The following is a 13,957-nucleotide window of genomic DNA, read 5'->3' on the forward strand; positions in this document are numbered from 1 at the left end:
TACGGAGACCGTCATGTCCTCAATTCCCCGCGCTCTGACACTCGCTCCGCAGGCGCCCGCCGTCCAGGCCTCGGCCCGGCGGGCCGCGCGCCGCCGCGCCCGCCGGGAGCGGGCCACCGCCTGGGCGTTCATCGGCCCGTCGGTCCTGGTGATCCTCGGCCTGAGCATCGTGCCCGTCATCTGGTCGCTGCTGCTGTCGTTCCGCGCCGACGACCTCGTCACCCCCGGCCGCTGGGTGGGCCTGGACAACTACCGCGCCCTCGCCCAGGACCCCAACTTCCGTACGGCGGTGGGCAACACGCTGCTGTACACGGCCCTGTACGTGCCGCTCAGCCTGGTCGGCGGGCTGGCCCTCGCGCTGGCGCTCAACCGGCGCATCCGCTTCATCGGGATCTACCGCACGCTGGTGTTCATCCCGTTCGTGGTGTCGGCGACGGCCCAGGGCGTGCTGTTCTCGTTCATCCTCGACCCGGACTTCGGTGTCGCCAACGCGCTGCTGCACCATCTGGGCGTCGCCAAGCAGGGCTTCCTCTCCGACCCCAACCAGGCCCTGTACCTGCTGGTCCTGATCTCTCTGTGGAACAGCATCGGCTTCTGCGTGGTGGTCTATCTGGCGGCGCTGCAGGACGTGCCGCCCGAACTGGTGGAATCGGCGCGCCTGGACGGCGCGAACCGCCGGCAGATCCTCCGCCACGTCACCCTGCCCGCGCTCACCCCGGTCACCGTGTTCCTGGTGCTGTGGCAGATCATCACCGCGCTGCAGGTCTTCGACCTGATCTATGTGACGACCAAGGGCGGTCCGCTGGACTCCACCACCGTTGTCGTCTACTTCGTCTGGCAGCAGGCCTTCCAGCTGTTCACGGCCGGGTACGGGGCGGCCTCGGCGTACGTCCTCGCGGTGGCGCTGCTCGTGGCGGGTGGCGCGCTGCACCTGGTCCGACGCCGCCAGGGCCGTACGGAAGGGGCCACCCGATGACCGCACGCCGCTCCACGCTCGGCTGGCATCTGCTGCTCGCCCCGCTCGCGCTGGCCTTCGCGCTGCCGCTGGTGTGGCTGGTGCTGAGTTCGGTGATGTCGGACGCGGAGATCAACCGCTTCCCGCCCGCGCTGTGGCCGCACGGCATCCATCTGGGCGGCTACCGGTACGTGTTCGGCAACGCGATGTTCCCCCGCTGGTTCCTCAACTCCCTGATCGTGTCCACGGTGGCGGTCGTCTCGAACCTGTTGTTCGGGGCCCTCGGCGGGTACGCGTTCGCGCGGATGCGGTTCGGCGGGTCGCGGCTGATGCTCGGGCTGATGCTGGCGACGATGGTTGTGCCGTTCCAGCTGACGATGATCCCGACGTTCCTGGTGATGAAGTGGCTCGGACTGATCGACACGCTGGGCGCGCTGATCGTGCCGTCACTGGTGACGCCGTTCGCGGTGTTCCTGTTCCGGCAGTTCTTCCTCTCGCTGCCGCGCGAGATGGAGGAGGCCGCCTGGATCGACGGGTGTTCGCGGCTGAGGGTGCTGTTCTCGATCGTGCTGCCGCTGGCCCGGCCCGCGCTCGCCACGGTGGCGGTCCTGACCTTCCTCACCGCCTGGAACGACCTGTCGTGGCCGCTCATCGCGATCAACCACGACACGCAGTACACGCTCCAGTTGGGGCTGACGACGTTCCAGGGACAGCACCACACGAAATGGTCCGCGGTGATGGCCGGCAATGTGATCACCGTGCTGCCCGTGCTGGTCGCGTTCCTGCTCGCGCAGAAGACTTTCATCCAGTCGCTCACGTCGAGCGGGATCAAGGGGTGACCGAAGTGTCGTACGACCTGGTGGTGATCGGGGACGCCAACCCCGATGTGGTGGTGGGTCCGGTGAACGGGCTCGAGTTCGGCCAGCGCGAACAGCTCGTGGAGCACGGCCGGTTGGTGCTGGGCGGCTCCGCGGCGATCATGGCGTGCGGGGCGGCCCGGCTGGGGCTCACGGTCGCGTTCGCGGGGCGGGTGGGCGACGACGCGGCGGGAGCGTTCGTACGGCAGGCCCTGGAGAGCCGTGGCGTCGACGTCGCCCATCTGACGGTGGACACCCAACTGCCCACGCCGCTCACGGCGATCGTGACCACCGGCGACGGCGACCGGGCCATCCTCACCTCGTCGGGCTGCCTGGCCGCGACGGGCCCCGAGGACGTACCGGCCGAACTGCTCGCGTCGGCGCGTCACGTGCACTCCGGCTCCTTCTTCCTGATGCCGCGCCTCGCGCGTTCCCTGGCCGAGGTGTTCGCGCAGGCCCGCGCGCACGGGGCGACCACCTCGCTCGACACCAACGACGACCCGGCCGCCCTCTGGGACCGCACTCTCCTGGACCCGGTCCTGAAGGTCACGGACGTGCTGCTGCCGAACGCCGCCGAGGCCCGCGCGCTGTCGGGGGCGGATCAACTGGGCCATGCCGCAATGTCGTTGGCGCGGTACGGCCCGACCGTCGTCGTCAAGGACGGTGCGGACGGTGCGCTCGCCTGCTCGGGCGCGGACCTGCTGCGCGTGGGTGCCGTCCCGGTCGAGCCGGTGGACGCGGTGGGCGCGGGCGACAGTTTCGACGCCGGTTTCGTCGCGGCACGGCTGCGCGGACTGGACCTGCGTGACTCGCTGGCAGTCGCGGCCGCCTGCGGCTCGCTGTCGACACGCGCCCACGGCGGTACGGCGGCCCAGCCGACGTGGGACGAAGCAACTGCCGCCGCCGATCTGAAAGGGAACGGATGAAGATCGCCTTCGTGGGGGCGGGCAGCGTGGTGTTCACGCAGGGTCTGCTTGCGGACCTGTTCGCCTTCCCCGAACTCGCGCACGCCCACATCGCGTTGCACGACATCGACCCCGAACGGCTGTCGACCGCGGAGGGCGCCGCCCGGCACATCGCTCAGGTGCGCGGGGCGAAACCGGAGATCACCGCGCATCTGCAGCGGCGGCCGGCGCTGGCGGACGCGGACTTCGTCGTCAACATCGTCCAGGTCGGCATGGACGCGGCCACCCGCACCGACTTCGCGATCCCGGCACGCTACGGCCTGCGCCAGACGATCGGCGACACGCTCGGCGTCGGCGGCATCTTCCGGGCGCTGCGCACCTTCCCCGTCCTCAAGGGCATCGCCGAGGACATGGCCGAACTCTGCCCGGACGCCCATCTGTTGAACTACACCAACCCGATGGCGATGAACGTCCTCTATCTGAGCCGTATCGCCCCCCGGCTGAAGGTCACCGGCCTGTGCCACTCGGTGTACTGGACCATGCACGACCTGTCCGCCCTGGTGGACGTGCCCTTCGAGGAGGTCTCCTACCTCGCGGCCGGGGTCAACCACCAGGCGTGGGTGCTGCGTTTCGAAAGGGAGGGGCACAACCTCTACCCCCTGCTGGACGAGGCGATCTCCCGCGACCCCGGTCTGCTGCGCCGCGTCCGCGTGGACATGTACCGCAGGCTGGGCCACTACCCCACCGAGACGAGCGAGCACTCCTCCGAGTACGTGCCCTGGTACCTGCACCACGACAGCGAGATCGAGCGGCTGCGGCTGCCGGTGGGCGCCTACCTGGAGATCATCGAGGAGAACGCGGCGAGCTACGAACGCACCCGCGAGGCCCTCGCCGCGGGCCGCCCGCTGCCGGTGGAGGGCACGCTGGAGTACGCCCCGCAGATCATCCACAGCACGGTCACGGGCACGCCCCGCGTGGTCTACGGCAACGTCCCCAACCACGGCCTGATCGACAACCTGCCGGCCGACTCGGTGGTCGAAGTGCCGTGCCTGGTGGACGCGTTGGGCGTCCAGCCCACCCGGATCGGCTCCCTGCCCCCGCAGTGCGCCGCCCTCAACCGCGGGTACGTCTCCGTCACCGACCTGGTGGTCCGGGCGGCCACGGACGGCGACCCGCGCCATGTCCGGCACGCGGCGATGGCGGACCCCGCGACGGCCGCGGCGCTGCCGGTCGAGCGGATCTGGGACCTGTGCGACGACCTCGTACGGGCGCACGGGGAGCTGCTGCAACCGGAGTTGCGGGAGGTCCTGGGGCACTGACCGGTCGGCGTCAGTCCAGCAGGTCCAGCGCCCGCTCCCACGCGAACCGCGGCCGTACGCCGTCCTGTTCCTCGCCCGCGTAGGGCTCACCGAACCGGACGCCCATCCCGCGCAGCCGTGCAAGGCTGTCCCGGTAGGCGGGGTGGGCGGCCAACGCGTCGGCCACGCACGGGAGTACGGCGACCGGGACGCCCAGGCCGCTGGCCTCGCACAGGGTCGCCACCGCCAGGGTGTCGGCCAGGCCCGCCGCCCACTTGTTGATGGTGTTGAAGGTGGCGGGCGCGACCACGACGGCGTCGGGCGGCGGAAAGGGCCGTGGTTCACCGGGAGTTCGCCAGGCGGAGCGTATGGGGCGGCCGGTCCGCTCCTCGACGGCGGCGGTGTCGAAGAAGCCGTTCATGGCGACCGGTGTCGCGAAGACGCCGACCTCCCAGCCCCGCTCCTGCGCGGTGGTGATCAGTGTGCCGACGTCCGCGGCGACGCCGGCGGCGCAGACGACGACGTAGAGGAAGGGTTTTGGGGCCTGTTCGGTCACCCGGGAACCCTACTGAAGGGGGAAGGAGCGGCCCCGTTCGGCTTCGGGGCGCGGTCCGTGGATGCGGCGGTCCTTCTCCTCGATCGGCACGTCGTTGATGCTGGCCTCGCGGCGGGTCATCAGGCCGTGCTCGTCGAACTCCCACAGTTCGTTGCCGTAGGAGCGGTACCACTGGCCGTCGGCGTCGTGGCACTCGTACTGGAAGCGGACGGCGATGCGGTTGCCGTCGAAGGCCCACAGGTCCTTGCGCAGGGCGTAGTCCAGTTCGCGCTCCCACTTGGCGGTGAGGAACCGGACGATCTCCTCCCGGCCGGTGACGAAGGCGTCGCGGTTGCGCCACACCGAGTCCTCGGAGTAGGCGAGCGCGACCTTGTGCGGGTCGCGGGTGTTCCAGGCGTCCTCGGCGGCCTGGACCTTCTGCGCGGCGGTCTCACGGGTGAACGGAGGCAGGGGCGGGCGGTCGGCCATGGGTTCCTCCTCGGCGGGCGGGCCCTGGGCAGAGAACGTGCGTTCTCCGCTGGGCTGCTACCGTAGGAGAACGCTCGTTCTCACGTCAAGGAGGCCGCCCGCAGCATGGCCGTCATGGACCGCGCCGTCGCCCGTGAGCAGGCGCTGGACGCCGCCGAGGAGTTGTTCTACGGGCGTGGCATCCAGGCCGTCGGCATGGACGAGATCCGGGCCGCGTCGGGGGTCTCGCTCAAGCGGCTCTACCAGCTCTTCCCCGCCAAGGAGCAGCTCGTGGAGGCGTATCTGGAGCGGCGCGACGTGCGCTGGCGCGGCCGGCTCGCCGAGTTCGTGCGGGGCCGCGAGGACCCCGAGGAGCGCATCCTCGCGGTCTTCGACTGGCTGGAGCACTGGTTCGCCGAGGACGGCTTCCGCGGCTGCGCCTGGATAAACTCCTACGGCGAGCTGGGCGCCACGTCGCCCCGCGTGGTCGCCCAAGTCCGTTCCCACAAACGCGCGTTCCGCGCCTACCTCGCCGACCTGATCGCCGACGCGGGCCTCCCCGCCACCCTGACCGCCCCGCTCTTCCTGCTCGCGGAGGGCGCCATGGTGACCGCAGGCATCACGGCGACCACACAACCCGCACGGGAGGCCCGCCGAGCGGCAGCGGTCCTGCTGCAATCCGCGTGACCCACGAAGGCGCCGAGCGAGAGCCACCGCGCCAGGGCCGCACGGCATCACCAGCGAACGGGCGGAGCCGTGCTACTCGGGCACGGTGATGGCACGCTTCGAGCGCGCCGAACCCGCCGACGGGCAGTCGGCCAGGCGGAAGCCGCCGAGCCGCACGAAGCCAGCGGACACGCCACCCCGGACAGGGAAGGCGCCAGGCCGCACGGCACCACCGCGCGGCCCGGAGAGCCTCACTGCTCGTGCACGGTGACGGCACCCACCGGAGTGGCCGGTGCCGCCAAGAAGGACGCCGAGCTGCGCAGCGTCACCGTGCGGACCCGTGGAGTCCTATCCCTCGGTCACCGTGATGGCGCCCACCGGGCAGGCCCGGGATGCCTCTCGGACCATGGGGTCGCCGCCGCCGTCCTCGCGGTTCGGGAGGAGCGTGCTGAAGCCGTCGTCGTCCTGGGTGAAGACGTTCGGGGCGGCCAGGGCGCACTGGCCCGCCCCGATGCAGACGTCCTTGTCGATGTCGATGTGCATGGCCTGCAGCCTCTTACCAGGTCACGGGGAGTTCCAGCATCCCCTGGATCGTGTCGCCGGGCTTGAAGGGGATCTCGTCCGCCGGGACGGCGAGACGGAGCTTCGGCAGCCGGTCGAACAGGGAGTGCAGGGCGATCTCCAGTTCGGCGCGGGCCAGGTTCTGGCCCAGGCACTGGTGGATGCCGAAGCCGAACGCCACATGGTGGCGGGCGGACCGGTGCCAGTCGAGGGTGTCGGGAGCGGGGTAGACCTCCTCGTCGCGGTTGATGACGGAGGTCGCGAAGATCACGCCGTCGCCCGCCCGGATCGTCGTGCCGCCCGCCTCGATGTCCTCCGTCGCCCTGCGCAGCAGCCCCTCCGCGATCGACAGCATCCGCATCAGCTCCTCGACCGCGGCCGGCAGCAACTCCGGATCGCCGCGCAACTCGGCCAGCTGTTCCGGGTGCTGAAGGAGCGTGAAGGTACCGAGGGAGATCATGTTGGCGGTCGTCTCGTGCCCCGCGACCAGCAGGATCGTCGCGAACGCGATGACCTCCTGGCGGTCCAACTCCCCTTCGCGCAGCTGCCGGTGGACCAGCTCGTCCAGCACCCCGTCGCCGGGTTCGGACTGCTTCTGCTTGTGATCGATCAACTCCTCGAAGTACGCGTCCAGTTGGCGGCGCGCCTCCTGCACGTCCTCGACCCCGGGACCGCGCAGCAGCCGGCGCGACTGCCCCTCGAAGAACTCGTGGTCGGCGTAGGGGACGCCGAGAAGGGCGCAGATCACCATGGACGGCACGGGCAGCGCGAAGGCGCTCACCAGCTCGGCCGGCGGCCCCTGCGCGATCATCGCGTCGAGCCGCCCGTCCACGATCCGCTGGATGCTCGGGCGCAGTTCCGCGGCGCGCCGCAGGGTGAAGCTGGGCACCATCATCCGCCGCTGGGTGCGGTGCTGCGGATCGTCGACACCGAGCAGCGCGACCTTCCGGTTCCGCACCGCGGAGAACCGCTCGGTGGGTGCGGGGAAGTCGGGATGGTCGCGGTCGGTGGACAGCCGCTGGTCGGCGAGCAGCTCGCGGGCCAGGGCGTGGCCCGTGACCAGCCAGGCCGGACGGCCGTCGTAGAGCGTGATGCGGCTCAGCGGGCGGGTGGCGCGCAGGGGCTCGTAGCCGGTTGGGGGGTGGTAGGGACAGGTCCGGTCCTGAGGGAATGCCACAGGTTCCGTTTCCGGCATGGAAGACCTCGCAGACGAAGAGTGCGTCGTGCAGATCTTCATTAGATGCCCAAGGCATCTATGGGACGACGTGAAGTTCGGCCAGATCGGTGGCGCGGGCATTCTGGCCGGGGATGCTCGCACAGGCATCCAAATTCGGTTGTGGACGGCGGGCGTCGGCACCCACAATCCGGTCATGCCCAAGACCGAAGCCTTCCTGCCGCTGACCACCGCGACCACCCCGGTCCGGTCCCAGCAGCAGCCCGGCCCACGACGGAGGCCCACGCTTCCCACGTCGTGACGGCCGCGCTCGTCGCGGGGCTGGTCGCGGGCTACGGCATCGCCGTGCCCGTCGGCGCCGTCGCGACCTATCTGGTCTCCCTGACAGCTCGTACGTCCCTGCGGACCGGTGCCTGCGCCGCGCTCGGCGTCGCCACCGCCGACGGCCTCTACGCCCTGATCGCCACGCTCGGCGGCTCCGCCCTGGCCGCGGCCCTGCGGCCGGTGCTGGTGCCGCTGCGCTGGGCCTCGGCCCTGGTGCTGGCGGCGCTGGCGGTCCGGGGCGCGGTGGTGGCCGTACGGCTGTATCGCGGCCACCGGCTCGCGGCCCGTGCGGCCCCGCCTCCCCCGAGTGCGGCGCGCGCGTATCTGAGCCTGCTGGGGATCACGCTGCTCAACCCCACCACGGTGATCTACTTCGCGGCACTGGTGCTCGGCACCCGTACCTCCGAGGCGGTGGCTCCCCTGGAGCAGGGGGTGTTCGTGCTGGCGGCCTTCGCCGCGTCCGCGAGCTGGCAACTGCTGCTCGCCGGCGGCGGCGCGCTGCTGGGCCGGGTGCTGACGGGCCGCCGGGGCCGGCTGGTGACCGCGCTGCTGTCGAGTGGCGTGATCTTGTCGCTGGCACTACGGATGGTGGTGGCCCGATAGGGACCACCGCGGTGGATGAATCACGGCCGCACCGGCGTTGAATGACGATGCCGAACGGCAGTGACGTCAGTGGTCAGTCGACGATGGGACGGATGACATGCCTCTGGAAGGTGAGTACGAACCCAGCCCGGCGCAGTGGGTGCGCGATCAGGTGGAGCTGTACGAGAGCTCCGGCGGCACGAAGGGGACGACCCTGCGCGACACCGGTCTGCCCGTGATCGTGCTCACGAGCCGCGGAGTCAAGAGCGGCAAGATCCGCAAGACGCCGCTCATGCGCGTCGAGCACGACGGGCGATACGCCCTGGTCGCCTCCCAGGGCGGCGCTCCCAAGCACCCCGTCTGGTACCACAACCTCAAGGGCGATCCCCACGTGGAGCTCCAGGACGGCCCGGCCAAGTGGGACATGACGGCTCGTGAGGTGACCGGCGCGGAGCGGGCCGAGTGGTGGGAGCGCGCCGTCGCGGCGTACCCGCCGTACGCCGATTACCAGAAGCGCACGGACCGGCAGATCCCGGTGTTCGTGGTCGAACGGGCGACGCCGTAGCGGCCCGGGAAAAATCTTCGCCCGGGGTGCATGAAGCCGACAGGGCCCGGGCACCCGAGTCTCAGGCCCCGCCGCGTTCCCCCGTCGCGGCGGGGCTTTCCCGTGCTTCCTGGGCCCGGCGGTCGGTGATGTCGAGGAAGATCTGGTCGGCCTCGGAGACCTCGTCGGAGAGGGATCGCTTGATCCGTACGGCGACGTCCTCGATCCGCTCGCTGTCGATTCCGGGCATCAGGTCGACGCGGGCCGCGACCAGAGCCGTGTCGAGACCGGTCTTCATGGTGAACACCGCCTCCACGCTGTCGATCTCGGGCTCCGCCTCCAGCAGCTCCTGGATCCGGGCCGCCGTCTCCGGGTCCGTGGACTCCCCGATCAGCTGGTCGCGCGCCTCGCTGCCCAGGTGGTAGGCGATGAAGACGAGCAGCGCGCCGATCGCGAAGGACGCCGACGCCTCCCACACCACCTGCCCGGTGACCATGTGCAGCGCCATGCCCGCGGCGGCCAGGGTCACACCGAGCACCGCGGTGCCGTCCTCGGCGACCACCGTGCGCAGCGCGGGGTCGCGCAGGCCCTCCTTGCCGCCCTCACTGCGCACCTGGAGCAGGGCCCGCAGCAGGGAGACGCCCTCGGCGAGGAACGCGATGCCGAGCACGATCAGGCCCACCACATAGCCGCTCGTCTTCTCGTCGGCGCCGCTCTTGAGGGCCTCGAATCCCTGGAAGAAGGAGAAGCAGCCGCCCATGACGAAGATCCCGACGGCGGCGAGGAGCGACCAGAAGAACCGCTCCTTGCCATAGCCGAAGGGATGCTGCTTGTCGGCCGGGCGCCTGCTGCGGTGCAGCGCGGCCAGCAGGAAGACCTCGTTGAAACTGTCGGCCACGGAGTGCGCCGCTTCCGACAGCAGCGCGGGCGATCCCGCGAACAGACCGCCGACGGCCTTCGCCGCCGCGATCAGCAGATTGGCCGAGAGTGCCACCAGCACGGTGACACGGGTCTTGTGGTCGGCCTGGGCGTCTGTGGTGTCTGTGGATGTCCCGCTCACCCTCGCCGGATGCCCCTCTCCCGGCGGATCACACCGTGCGGCAGGCTGATTTCGGGGAACGTGTAGACCGGGGACACCCACTTCAGGGAGGCATCATGGGCGGCGGGGGCAACAGCACGTACGGGAAGAAGTCCTTCAAGCGGTCCAAGAGCCACTTCGCGGACCGCATCACGGCGGACGGCCGGGACGGCTGGCCGGTGGAGGCCGGGCGTTACCGGCTGGTGGTCAGCCGTGCCTGTCCGTGGGCGAGCCGGGCGCTGGTCTCCCGCCGCCTGCTCGGCCTGGAGAACGCCCTGTCCCTGGCGGTCGCCGACCCGATCCAGGACGACCGCAGCTGGCGCTTCACCCTGGACCCGGACGGCCGCGACCCGGTCCTCGGCATCCGTTACCTCAGCGAGGCCTACGACCGCAGGGAGACCGGCTATCCGGGCGGAGTGAGCGTGCCCGCGATCGTGGACGTCCCGAGCGGGCAGCTGGTCACCAACGACTACCAGCAGATCACCCTCGACCTCGCCACCGAGTGGACCGCTCTGCACCGCGACGGCGCGCCCGACCTCTACCCGCAGGCCAGGCGCGACGAGATCGACACGGTGATGGCGGAGGTCTACGAGGACGTCAACAACGGGGTGTACCGCGCGGGGTTCGCCAACAACCAGGCGGAGTACGAGGGTGCGTACGCCGGTGTCTTCCTGCGGCTGGAGCTGCTGACGCAGCGGCTGGAGCGGCAGCGCTACCTGGTGGGCGACACGATCACCGAGGCGGACATCCGGCTGTTCACCACACTGGTCCGTTTCGACGCCGTCTACCACGGTCACTTCAAGTGCAACCGCTGGAAGGTGACGGAGAATCCGATCCTGTGGGCGTACGTCCGCGATCTCTACCAGACGCCCGGATTCGGTGACACGGTCGACTTCGACCACATCAAACGGCACTACTACCAGGTCCACAGCGGCATCAACCCGACCGGGATCGTTCCCGTCGGACCGGAGCTGTCAGGCTGGCTCGCTCCCCATTTCCGCGAGGAGTTGGGCGGGCGGCCGTTCGGCGACGGGACGCCTCCGGGTCCGGTGCCCGCGGCGGAGGAGATCGCCGCCGCGGGCCGGCCCTGATACGACGACCGACGATTCGACGACTCGACGACTCGACGACTCGACGAAGACGAAGGAGACAGACGTGGCGAAGACGAAGAAGAAGAAAATGAAGCTGCCGCTCGCCTACAAGCCCGTGGGGTTCGCCCTGGGCTGGGTCAGCGGTTCACTCGCCGGGTTCGCCTTCCGCAAGACGTGGATGGCGATCCGGCACGAGGAGGACGCGCCCGACGCCCTGGACCAGGAACGCGGCTGGGGCGAAATCCTGCTCGCCGCCGCGGTCCAGGGCGCCCTGTTCGCCGTGGTCCGCAGCGCGGTGGACCGCACGGGCGCAAAGGCCATCGAACGCTCGACGGGGGTGTGGCCGGCGGCCGACAAGGGCGGGCGGGACTGACGCCCGACAGGACTGACCCCGGCGGTCCCGCCGGTGGGCCAGTTGGGGGTCAGCCCTGTTTGGGGGCCGTCGGTGTGGTGCGGCGGAGGGAGAAGGAGTGGCCGGCCGGGTCGGCGTAGCCGCGCTCCTCGAACGGTCCGGACGCGTCCTTCGTCTCCAGCGCGCGCCCGCCGAGCTCCACTATCTTGCGCTCCGCCGCGTCCAGGTCCTCGACGTCGAAGTCCAGATGGGCCTGCATGGAGTTCTCCGTGCGCGGCCAGCTCGGCGGAGTCGCGTTCGCATCGCGGCGGAAGGCCATCCGGAAGCCGTCGGCACCCGTGATCTCCACGCGGTTGGCGTTCGCGCCCGTCTCCTCGCCCTCCAGCAACTCCTTGTAGAACACGGCGAGCTTCTCCGGCTCGGCGCAGTCGAGCACCACCCAGCCTGCTTCCACCAGTGGCATGTGTCCTCCGTACGGTCAGGGGCACGGGGCATCGTGCCCCACCGCCGCGCTCTATCTTTTAGATATCCCGGTCCGGTCGTTTCAGTCGCGGGACGCCGAGTTGGCCGTCATGGCCGTCAGGCCTTGCCCCGGACCTCCGCCAGGCGGGCCGTCGCGGCGATGTGCGGGTACGTGTCGGCGGGGAGCCGGGCGTACGTCGCCCGTCATACGGCCGTCTCGGCCTCCCGGGCGGCCTGCGGCAGGGCGACGCACGCCGAGTCGAGGGCGCCGAAGGCGAGGGACTGGTCGACGAAGGCGTAGTGCGACCGCGCCCCGGTCGTCCTGCCGGGCCAACGGCTCACCCTCACCGAGGCGTTGACGGCGTACACGGCGGCCTCGGCCCACGTGAACCACCTCGACGGGACCGGCCGGATACACGTGATGTGTTCGGGGAGCCCGCGGACGCGCTCGCCGACGCACGGGTGGAACTCACCTATGTGGGCGGGGAGATGGTGCACGCGGCTGATCAATGAAGGGGCGGGCGAAGCTGCGGCGCGCTGGCTACAGGGCCTGCCGCAGGGTCAGCGTCATGGCCGTGAAGCCGCCCCGCTCGTAGAAGCGGATCGCCTCCGTGTTCGTCGCGTACGCGGTCACCTCCGCATGCTCGGCGCCCTGCCGCCGGGCCCAGTCGAGGAACTCCTCCACCAGCCGGTCCCCGGCGCGTGCCCGCCGGTGCTCGGGGCGGACGTAGATGCTGACCAGGGTCGCGGAGGTGGTCCTGCGCTTGGCCGTGGGCCCGGTGGCGGTCCCCAGCAGGTGGCCGACGACCTGTCCGTCGCGCTCCACGGCGAGGACGAGGCGTGCCGGGTCCTCCAGTGCGGCGGCGAACGTCTGCGCGCCGTACTGGCGCGGCCAGTCGACGTTCACGCTGCTGTCCCGTGTGCCGCCGTCCTCGGCGAACAGCCCGGCGCTCGACGCGACGAGACCCGGTATGTCCTCGGCACGAGCACGCCGCACGATCACCTGGTGGTCAGTCATGAGCGCAGGCTACCTACGGGCACTGACAGGGGGACTTCCTGGACAGCTGTCCAGATATAGTGGACACCTGTCCAGGAAGTTCGGGTCCGACTCCAAGTTCGGGTCCGACTCGAAGTTCGAGTCAGCTGAAGATCACGGAGCCCCGCCATGGAGACGTTCGCCGACGTGCTGGTCGCACTGGTGGCCGCCCTGCACGTCTACATCCTGGTGATGGAGATGTTCCTGTGGCAGAAGAAACCCGGCCGGGGACTGCACGGGTTCGATCGCGAGATGGCGCGGGCGACCGCCCCGATGGCCGCCAACCAGGGCCTGTACAACGGGTTTCTCGCGGCCGGGCTGATCTGGGGCCTCGTCGCGGCGGATCCGACCGGGTTCCGCGCCCAGGTGTTCTTCCTCGGCTGCGTGGTGGTCGCGGGCGTCTTCGGCGCCGTCACCGCCAACCGCCGCATCCTGTTCGCCCAGGCACTGCCCGGCGCGCTCGCCCTCGCCGCAGTCCTGGTCGCGCGGTGACGCGCACCGCACCGCAGGACCCGCGGGCCGCCCGCACCAGGGCGCGGCTGCGGGAGGCCCTGCTCGCGGAGTGCGCCGAAAAGCCCCTCGCGGAGGTCGGCGTGGCCGCGCTGGTGCGCCGGGCCGGCGTCGGACGGGCCACGTTCTACGTCCACTACGCCGGCATCGAGGACCTGGCGGTCGACGCCTGCGCCGATGTCGTACGGGAAGCCGTGGAGGCGCTGCACTCGTGGACCGGGCGGCCGGACCCGGTGCACGCGCCGCCCGCGCTCGCCGCCTTCTTCGACTCGCTCACCCCGCACGCCGGGCTGTACCGCGCGCTGCTGGCCCCGGGCGGCGGCGGGCCCCTCGGCCGGGTCCTGCACCGCGATCTGCGGGCCTTCAGCCTGCGCGAGCGTGAACGCGCGGGCGCGGCGGACGCACCGCTGGTCGCCTCGGCCGTGGCCGCGACCTTCGCCGGGGTGCTGGCGGACTGGCTGCACGGCCTCCTCGAGGCCGACACCGATCACATCGCCGACGGGGTCTGGCAGTTGCTGGTCGCGCTGCACTCCGCCCGCTGAGCGCCGCGGGTCGGACG

Annotated in this window: 20 protein-coding genes; 12 read left to right on the top strand and 8 right to left on the bottom strand. The window is 70.9% G+C overall.

Translation table 11 applies throughout. The features are described from left to right. Positions 1-13: 13 nt before the first annotated feature. The 4 genes from JYK17_RS26710 to JYK17_RS26725 are packed head-to-tail and all read left to right on the top strand — an operon-like array spanning position 14 to position 4,036. Positions 14-976 carry a carbohydrate ABC transporter permease gene (locus JYK17_RS26710; protein ID WP_164932112.1) on the top strand — a complete coding sequence of 321 codons (963 nt, stop codon included), beginning with the start codon at positions 14-16 and terminating at the stop codon, positions 974-976. Further along, positions 973-1,794 (top strand): carbohydrate ABC transporter permease, encoded by an 822-nt coding sequence (locus JYK17_RS26715; RefSeq protein ID WP_108015635.1) that lies wholly within the window; start codon positions 973-975, stop codon positions 1,792-1,794. Before JYK17_RS26710 ends, JYK17_RS26715 begins: the two co-directional genes overlap by 4 nt. After that, a complete protein-coding gene (locus JYK17_RS26720; RefSeq protein ID WP_108015636.1) occupies positions 1,791-2,738 on the top strand; it encodes a carbohydrate kinase family protein in 948 nt (315 codons plus the stop codon). Before JYK17_RS26715 ends, JYK17_RS26720 begins: the two co-directional genes overlap by 4 nt. After that, positions 2,735-4,036: an alpha-glucosidase/alpha-galactosidase gene (locus JYK17_RS26725; protein WP_108015637.1), complete on the top strand. Its 1,302-nt coding sequence runs from the start codon at positions 2,735-2,737 to the stop codon at positions 4,034-4,036. The genes JYK17_RS26720 and JYK17_RS26725 overlap by 4 nt, the downstream gene beginning before the upstream one ends. Positions 4,037-4,046: 10 nt before the next feature. On the opposite strand, the gene JYK17_RS26730 is transcribed toward JYK17_RS26725, so the two are convergent. Continuing rightward, positions 4,047-4,571 carry a flavoprotein gene (locus tag JYK17_RS26730; protein ID WP_108015638.1) on the bottom strand — a complete coding sequence of 175 codons (525 nt, stop codon included), beginning with the start codon at positions 4,569-4,571 and terminating at the stop codon, positions 4,047-4,049. Positions 4,572-4,580: 9 nt separating this feature from the next. Further along, positions 4,581-5,039 (bottom strand): nuclear transport factor 2 family protein, encoded by a 459-nt coding sequence (locus JYK17_RS26735; RefSeq protein WP_108015639.1) that lies wholly within the window; start codon positions 5,037-5,039, stop codon positions 4,581-4,583. A gap of 114 nt (positions 5,040-5,153) precedes the next feature. Between JYK17_RS26735 and JYK17_RS26740 the strand changes: the two genes are divergently transcribed. Continuing rightward, complete coding sequence (locus JYK17_RS26740; RefSeq protein ID WP_222811356.1) at positions 5,154-5,705, top strand: TetR/AcrR family transcriptional regulator; 552 nt, start codon at positions 5,154-5,156, stop codon at positions 5,703-5,705. 327 nt (positions 5,706-6,032) lie between these two features. Here the strand turns inward: JYK17_RS26740 and JYK17_RS26745 are convergent, their stop codons facing one another. Next, positions 6,033-6,227, bottom strand: coding sequence for a ferredoxin (locus JYK17_RS26745; RefSeq protein ID WP_108015640.1), 195 nt, complete (start codon positions 6,225-6,227; stop codon positions 6,033-6,035). 13 nt (positions 6,228-6,240) lie between these two features. Further along, entirely contained in the window at positions 6,241-7,440 is a 1,200-nt protein-coding gene (locus JYK17_RS26750; RefSeq protein WP_108015641.1) for a cytochrome P450, read from the bottom strand. On the opposite strand from JYK17_RS26750, the gene JYK17_RS26755 reads away from it, so the two are divergent. From JYK17_RS26755 to JYK17_RS26765, 3 genes are all read left to right on the top strand, one after another. After that, on the top strand, positions 7,439-7,720 hold the full coding sequence (locus JYK17_RS26755; RefSeq protein ID WP_108015642.1) for a hypothetical protein: 282 nt from the start codon (positions 7,439-7,441) through the stop codon (positions 7,718-7,720). The genes JYK17_RS26750 and JYK17_RS26755 overlap by 2 nt on opposite strands. Then, complete coding sequence (locus JYK17_RS26760) at positions 7,717-8,346, top strand: LysE family transporter (RefSeq protein WP_108015643.1); 630 nt, start codon at positions 7,717-7,719, stop codon at positions 8,344-8,346. Before JYK17_RS26755 ends, JYK17_RS26760 begins: the two co-directional genes overlap by 4 nt. Positions 8,347-8,443: 97 nt before the next feature. Then, complete coding sequence (locus tag JYK17_RS26765) at positions 8,444-8,890, top strand: nitroreductase family deazaflavin-dependent oxidoreductase (protein WP_108015644.1); 447 nt, start codon at positions 8,444-8,446, stop codon at positions 8,888-8,890. A gap of 61 nt (positions 8,891-8,951) precedes the next feature. Here JYK17_RS26765 and JYK17_RS26770 read toward each other — a convergent pair whose 3' ends face one another. Further along, the gene (locus JYK17_RS26770; protein ID WP_164932346.1) at positions 8,952-9,869 is read right to left on the bottom strand and encodes a cation diffusion facilitator family transporter; all 918 of its coding nucleotides are present in this window, start codon (positions 9,867-9,869) and stop codon (positions 8,952-8,954) included. A gap of 155 nt (positions 9,870-10,024) precedes the next feature. On the opposite strand from JYK17_RS26770, the gene JYK17_RS26775 reads away from it, so the two are divergent. Beyond that, on the top strand, positions 10,025-11,038 hold the full coding sequence (locus JYK17_RS26775; protein ID WP_222811349.1) for a glutathione S-transferase family protein: 1,014 nt from the start codon (positions 10,025-10,027) through the stop codon (positions 11,036-11,038). Positions 11,039-11,126: 88 nt separating this feature from the next. Continuing rightward, complete coding sequence (locus JYK17_RS26780) at positions 11,127-11,411, top strand: DUF4235 domain-containing protein (protein ID WP_108015674.1); 285 nt, start codon at positions 11,127-11,129, stop codon at positions 11,409-11,411. 49 nt (positions 11,412-11,460) lie between these two features. Here JYK17_RS26780 and JYK17_RS26785 read toward each other — a convergent pair whose 3' ends face one another. The 3 genes from JYK17_RS26785 to JYK17_RS26795 form a co-directional block, all read right to left on the bottom strand. Further along, positions 11,461-11,853 (bottom strand): VOC family protein, encoded by a 393-nt coding sequence (locus tag JYK17_RS26785; protein ID WP_222811350.1) that lies wholly within the window; start codon positions 11,851-11,853, stop codon positions 11,461-11,463. Between the two features lie 203 nt (positions 11,854-12,056). Then, positions 12,057-12,350: a hypothetical protein gene (locus tag JYK17_RS41265; protein WP_372465289.1), complete on the bottom strand. Its 294-nt coding sequence runs from the start codon at positions 12,348-12,350 to the stop codon at positions 12,057-12,059. 43 nt (positions 12,351-12,393) lie between these two features. Beyond that, entirely contained in the window at positions 12,394-12,870 is a 477-nt protein-coding gene (locus tag JYK17_RS26795) for a GNAT family N-acetyltransferase (protein ID WP_222811351.1), read from the bottom strand. A 147-nt stretch (positions 12,871-13,017) separates the two neighbouring features. Between JYK17_RS26795 and JYK17_RS26800 the strand changes: the two genes are divergently transcribed. Then, the gene (locus JYK17_RS26800; RefSeq protein ID WP_108015649.1) at positions 13,018-13,380 is read left to right on the top strand and encodes a DUF1304 domain-containing protein; all 363 of its coding nucleotides are present in this window, start codon (positions 13,018-13,020) and stop codon (positions 13,378-13,380) included. Further along, positions 13,377-13,940 (top strand): TetR/AcrR family transcriptional regulator, encoded by a 564-nt coding sequence (locus JYK17_RS26805; RefSeq protein ID WP_128801095.1) that lies wholly within the window; start codon positions 13,377-13,379, stop codon positions 13,938-13,940. Before JYK17_RS26800 ends, JYK17_RS26805 begins: the two co-directional genes overlap by 4 nt. The last annotated feature ends 17 nt before the right edge of the window (positions 13,941-13,957 follow it).

This window comes from Streptomyces plumbidurans (assembly GCF_019857225.1).
GTDB classification, from domain to species: domain Bacteria; phylum Actinomycetota; class Actinomycetes; order Streptomycetales; family Streptomycetaceae; genus Streptomyces; species Streptomyces plumbidurans.

Bases quoted from the DNA above. Each gene is read 5' to 3' on its own strand.
- JYK17_RS26710 (WP_164932112.1), top strand. From the start codon at position 14: ATGTCCTCAATTCCCCGCGCTCTGACACTCGCTCCGCAGGCGCCCGCC.
- JYK17_RS26715 (WP_108015635.1), top strand. From the start codon at position 973: ATGACCGCACGCCGCTCCACGCTCGGCTGGCATCTGCTGCTCGCCCCG.
- JYK17_RS26725 (WP_108015637.1), top strand. From the start codon at position 2,735: ATGAAGATCGCCTTCGTGGGGGCGGGCAGCGTGGTGTTCACGCAGGGT.
- JYK17_RS26735 (WP_108015639.1), bottom strand. From the start codon at position 5,039: ATGGCCGACCGCCCGCCCCTGCCTCCGTTCACCCGTGAGACCGCCGCG.
- JYK17_RS26740 (WP_222811356.1), top strand. From the start codon at position 5,154: ATGGACCGCGCCGTCGCCCGTGAGCAGGCGCTGGACGCCGCCGAGGAG.
- JYK17_RS26745 (WP_108015640.1), bottom strand. From the start codon at position 6,227: ATGCACATCGACATCGACAAGGACGTCTGCATCGGGGCGGGCCAGTGC.
- JYK17_RS26755 (WP_108015642.1), top strand. From the start codon at position 7,439: ATGGAAGACCTCGCAGACGAAGAGTGCGTCGTGCAGATCTTCATTAGA.
- JYK17_RS26750 (WP_108015641.1), bottom strand. From the start codon at position 7,440: ATGCCGGAAACGGAACCTGTGGCATTCCCTCAGGACCGGACCTGTCCC.
- JYK17_RS26765 (WP_108015644.1), top strand. From the start codon at position 8,444: ATGCCTCTGGAAGGTGAGTACGAACCCAGCCCGGCGCAGTGGGTGCGC.
- JYK17_RS26775 (WP_222811349.1), top strand. From the start codon at position 10,025: ATGGGCGGCGGGGGCAACAGCACGTACGGGAAGAAGTCCTTCAAGCGG.
- JYK17_RS26780 (WP_108015674.1), top strand. From the start codon at position 11,127: ATGAAGCTGCCGCTCGCCTACAAGCCCGTGGGGTTCGCCCTGGGCTGG.
- JYK17_RS26785 (WP_222811350.1), bottom strand. From the start codon at position 11,853: ATGCCACTGGTGGAAGCAGGCTGGGTGGTGCTCGACTGCGCCGAGCCG.
- JYK17_RS26795 (WP_222811351.1), bottom strand. From the start codon at position 12,870: ATGACTGACCACCAGGTGATCGTGCGGCGTGCTCGTGCCGAGGACATA.
- JYK17_RS26800 (WP_108015649.1), top strand. From the start codon at position 13,018: ATGGAGACGTTCGCCGACGTGCTGGTCGCACTGGTGGCCGCCCTGCAC.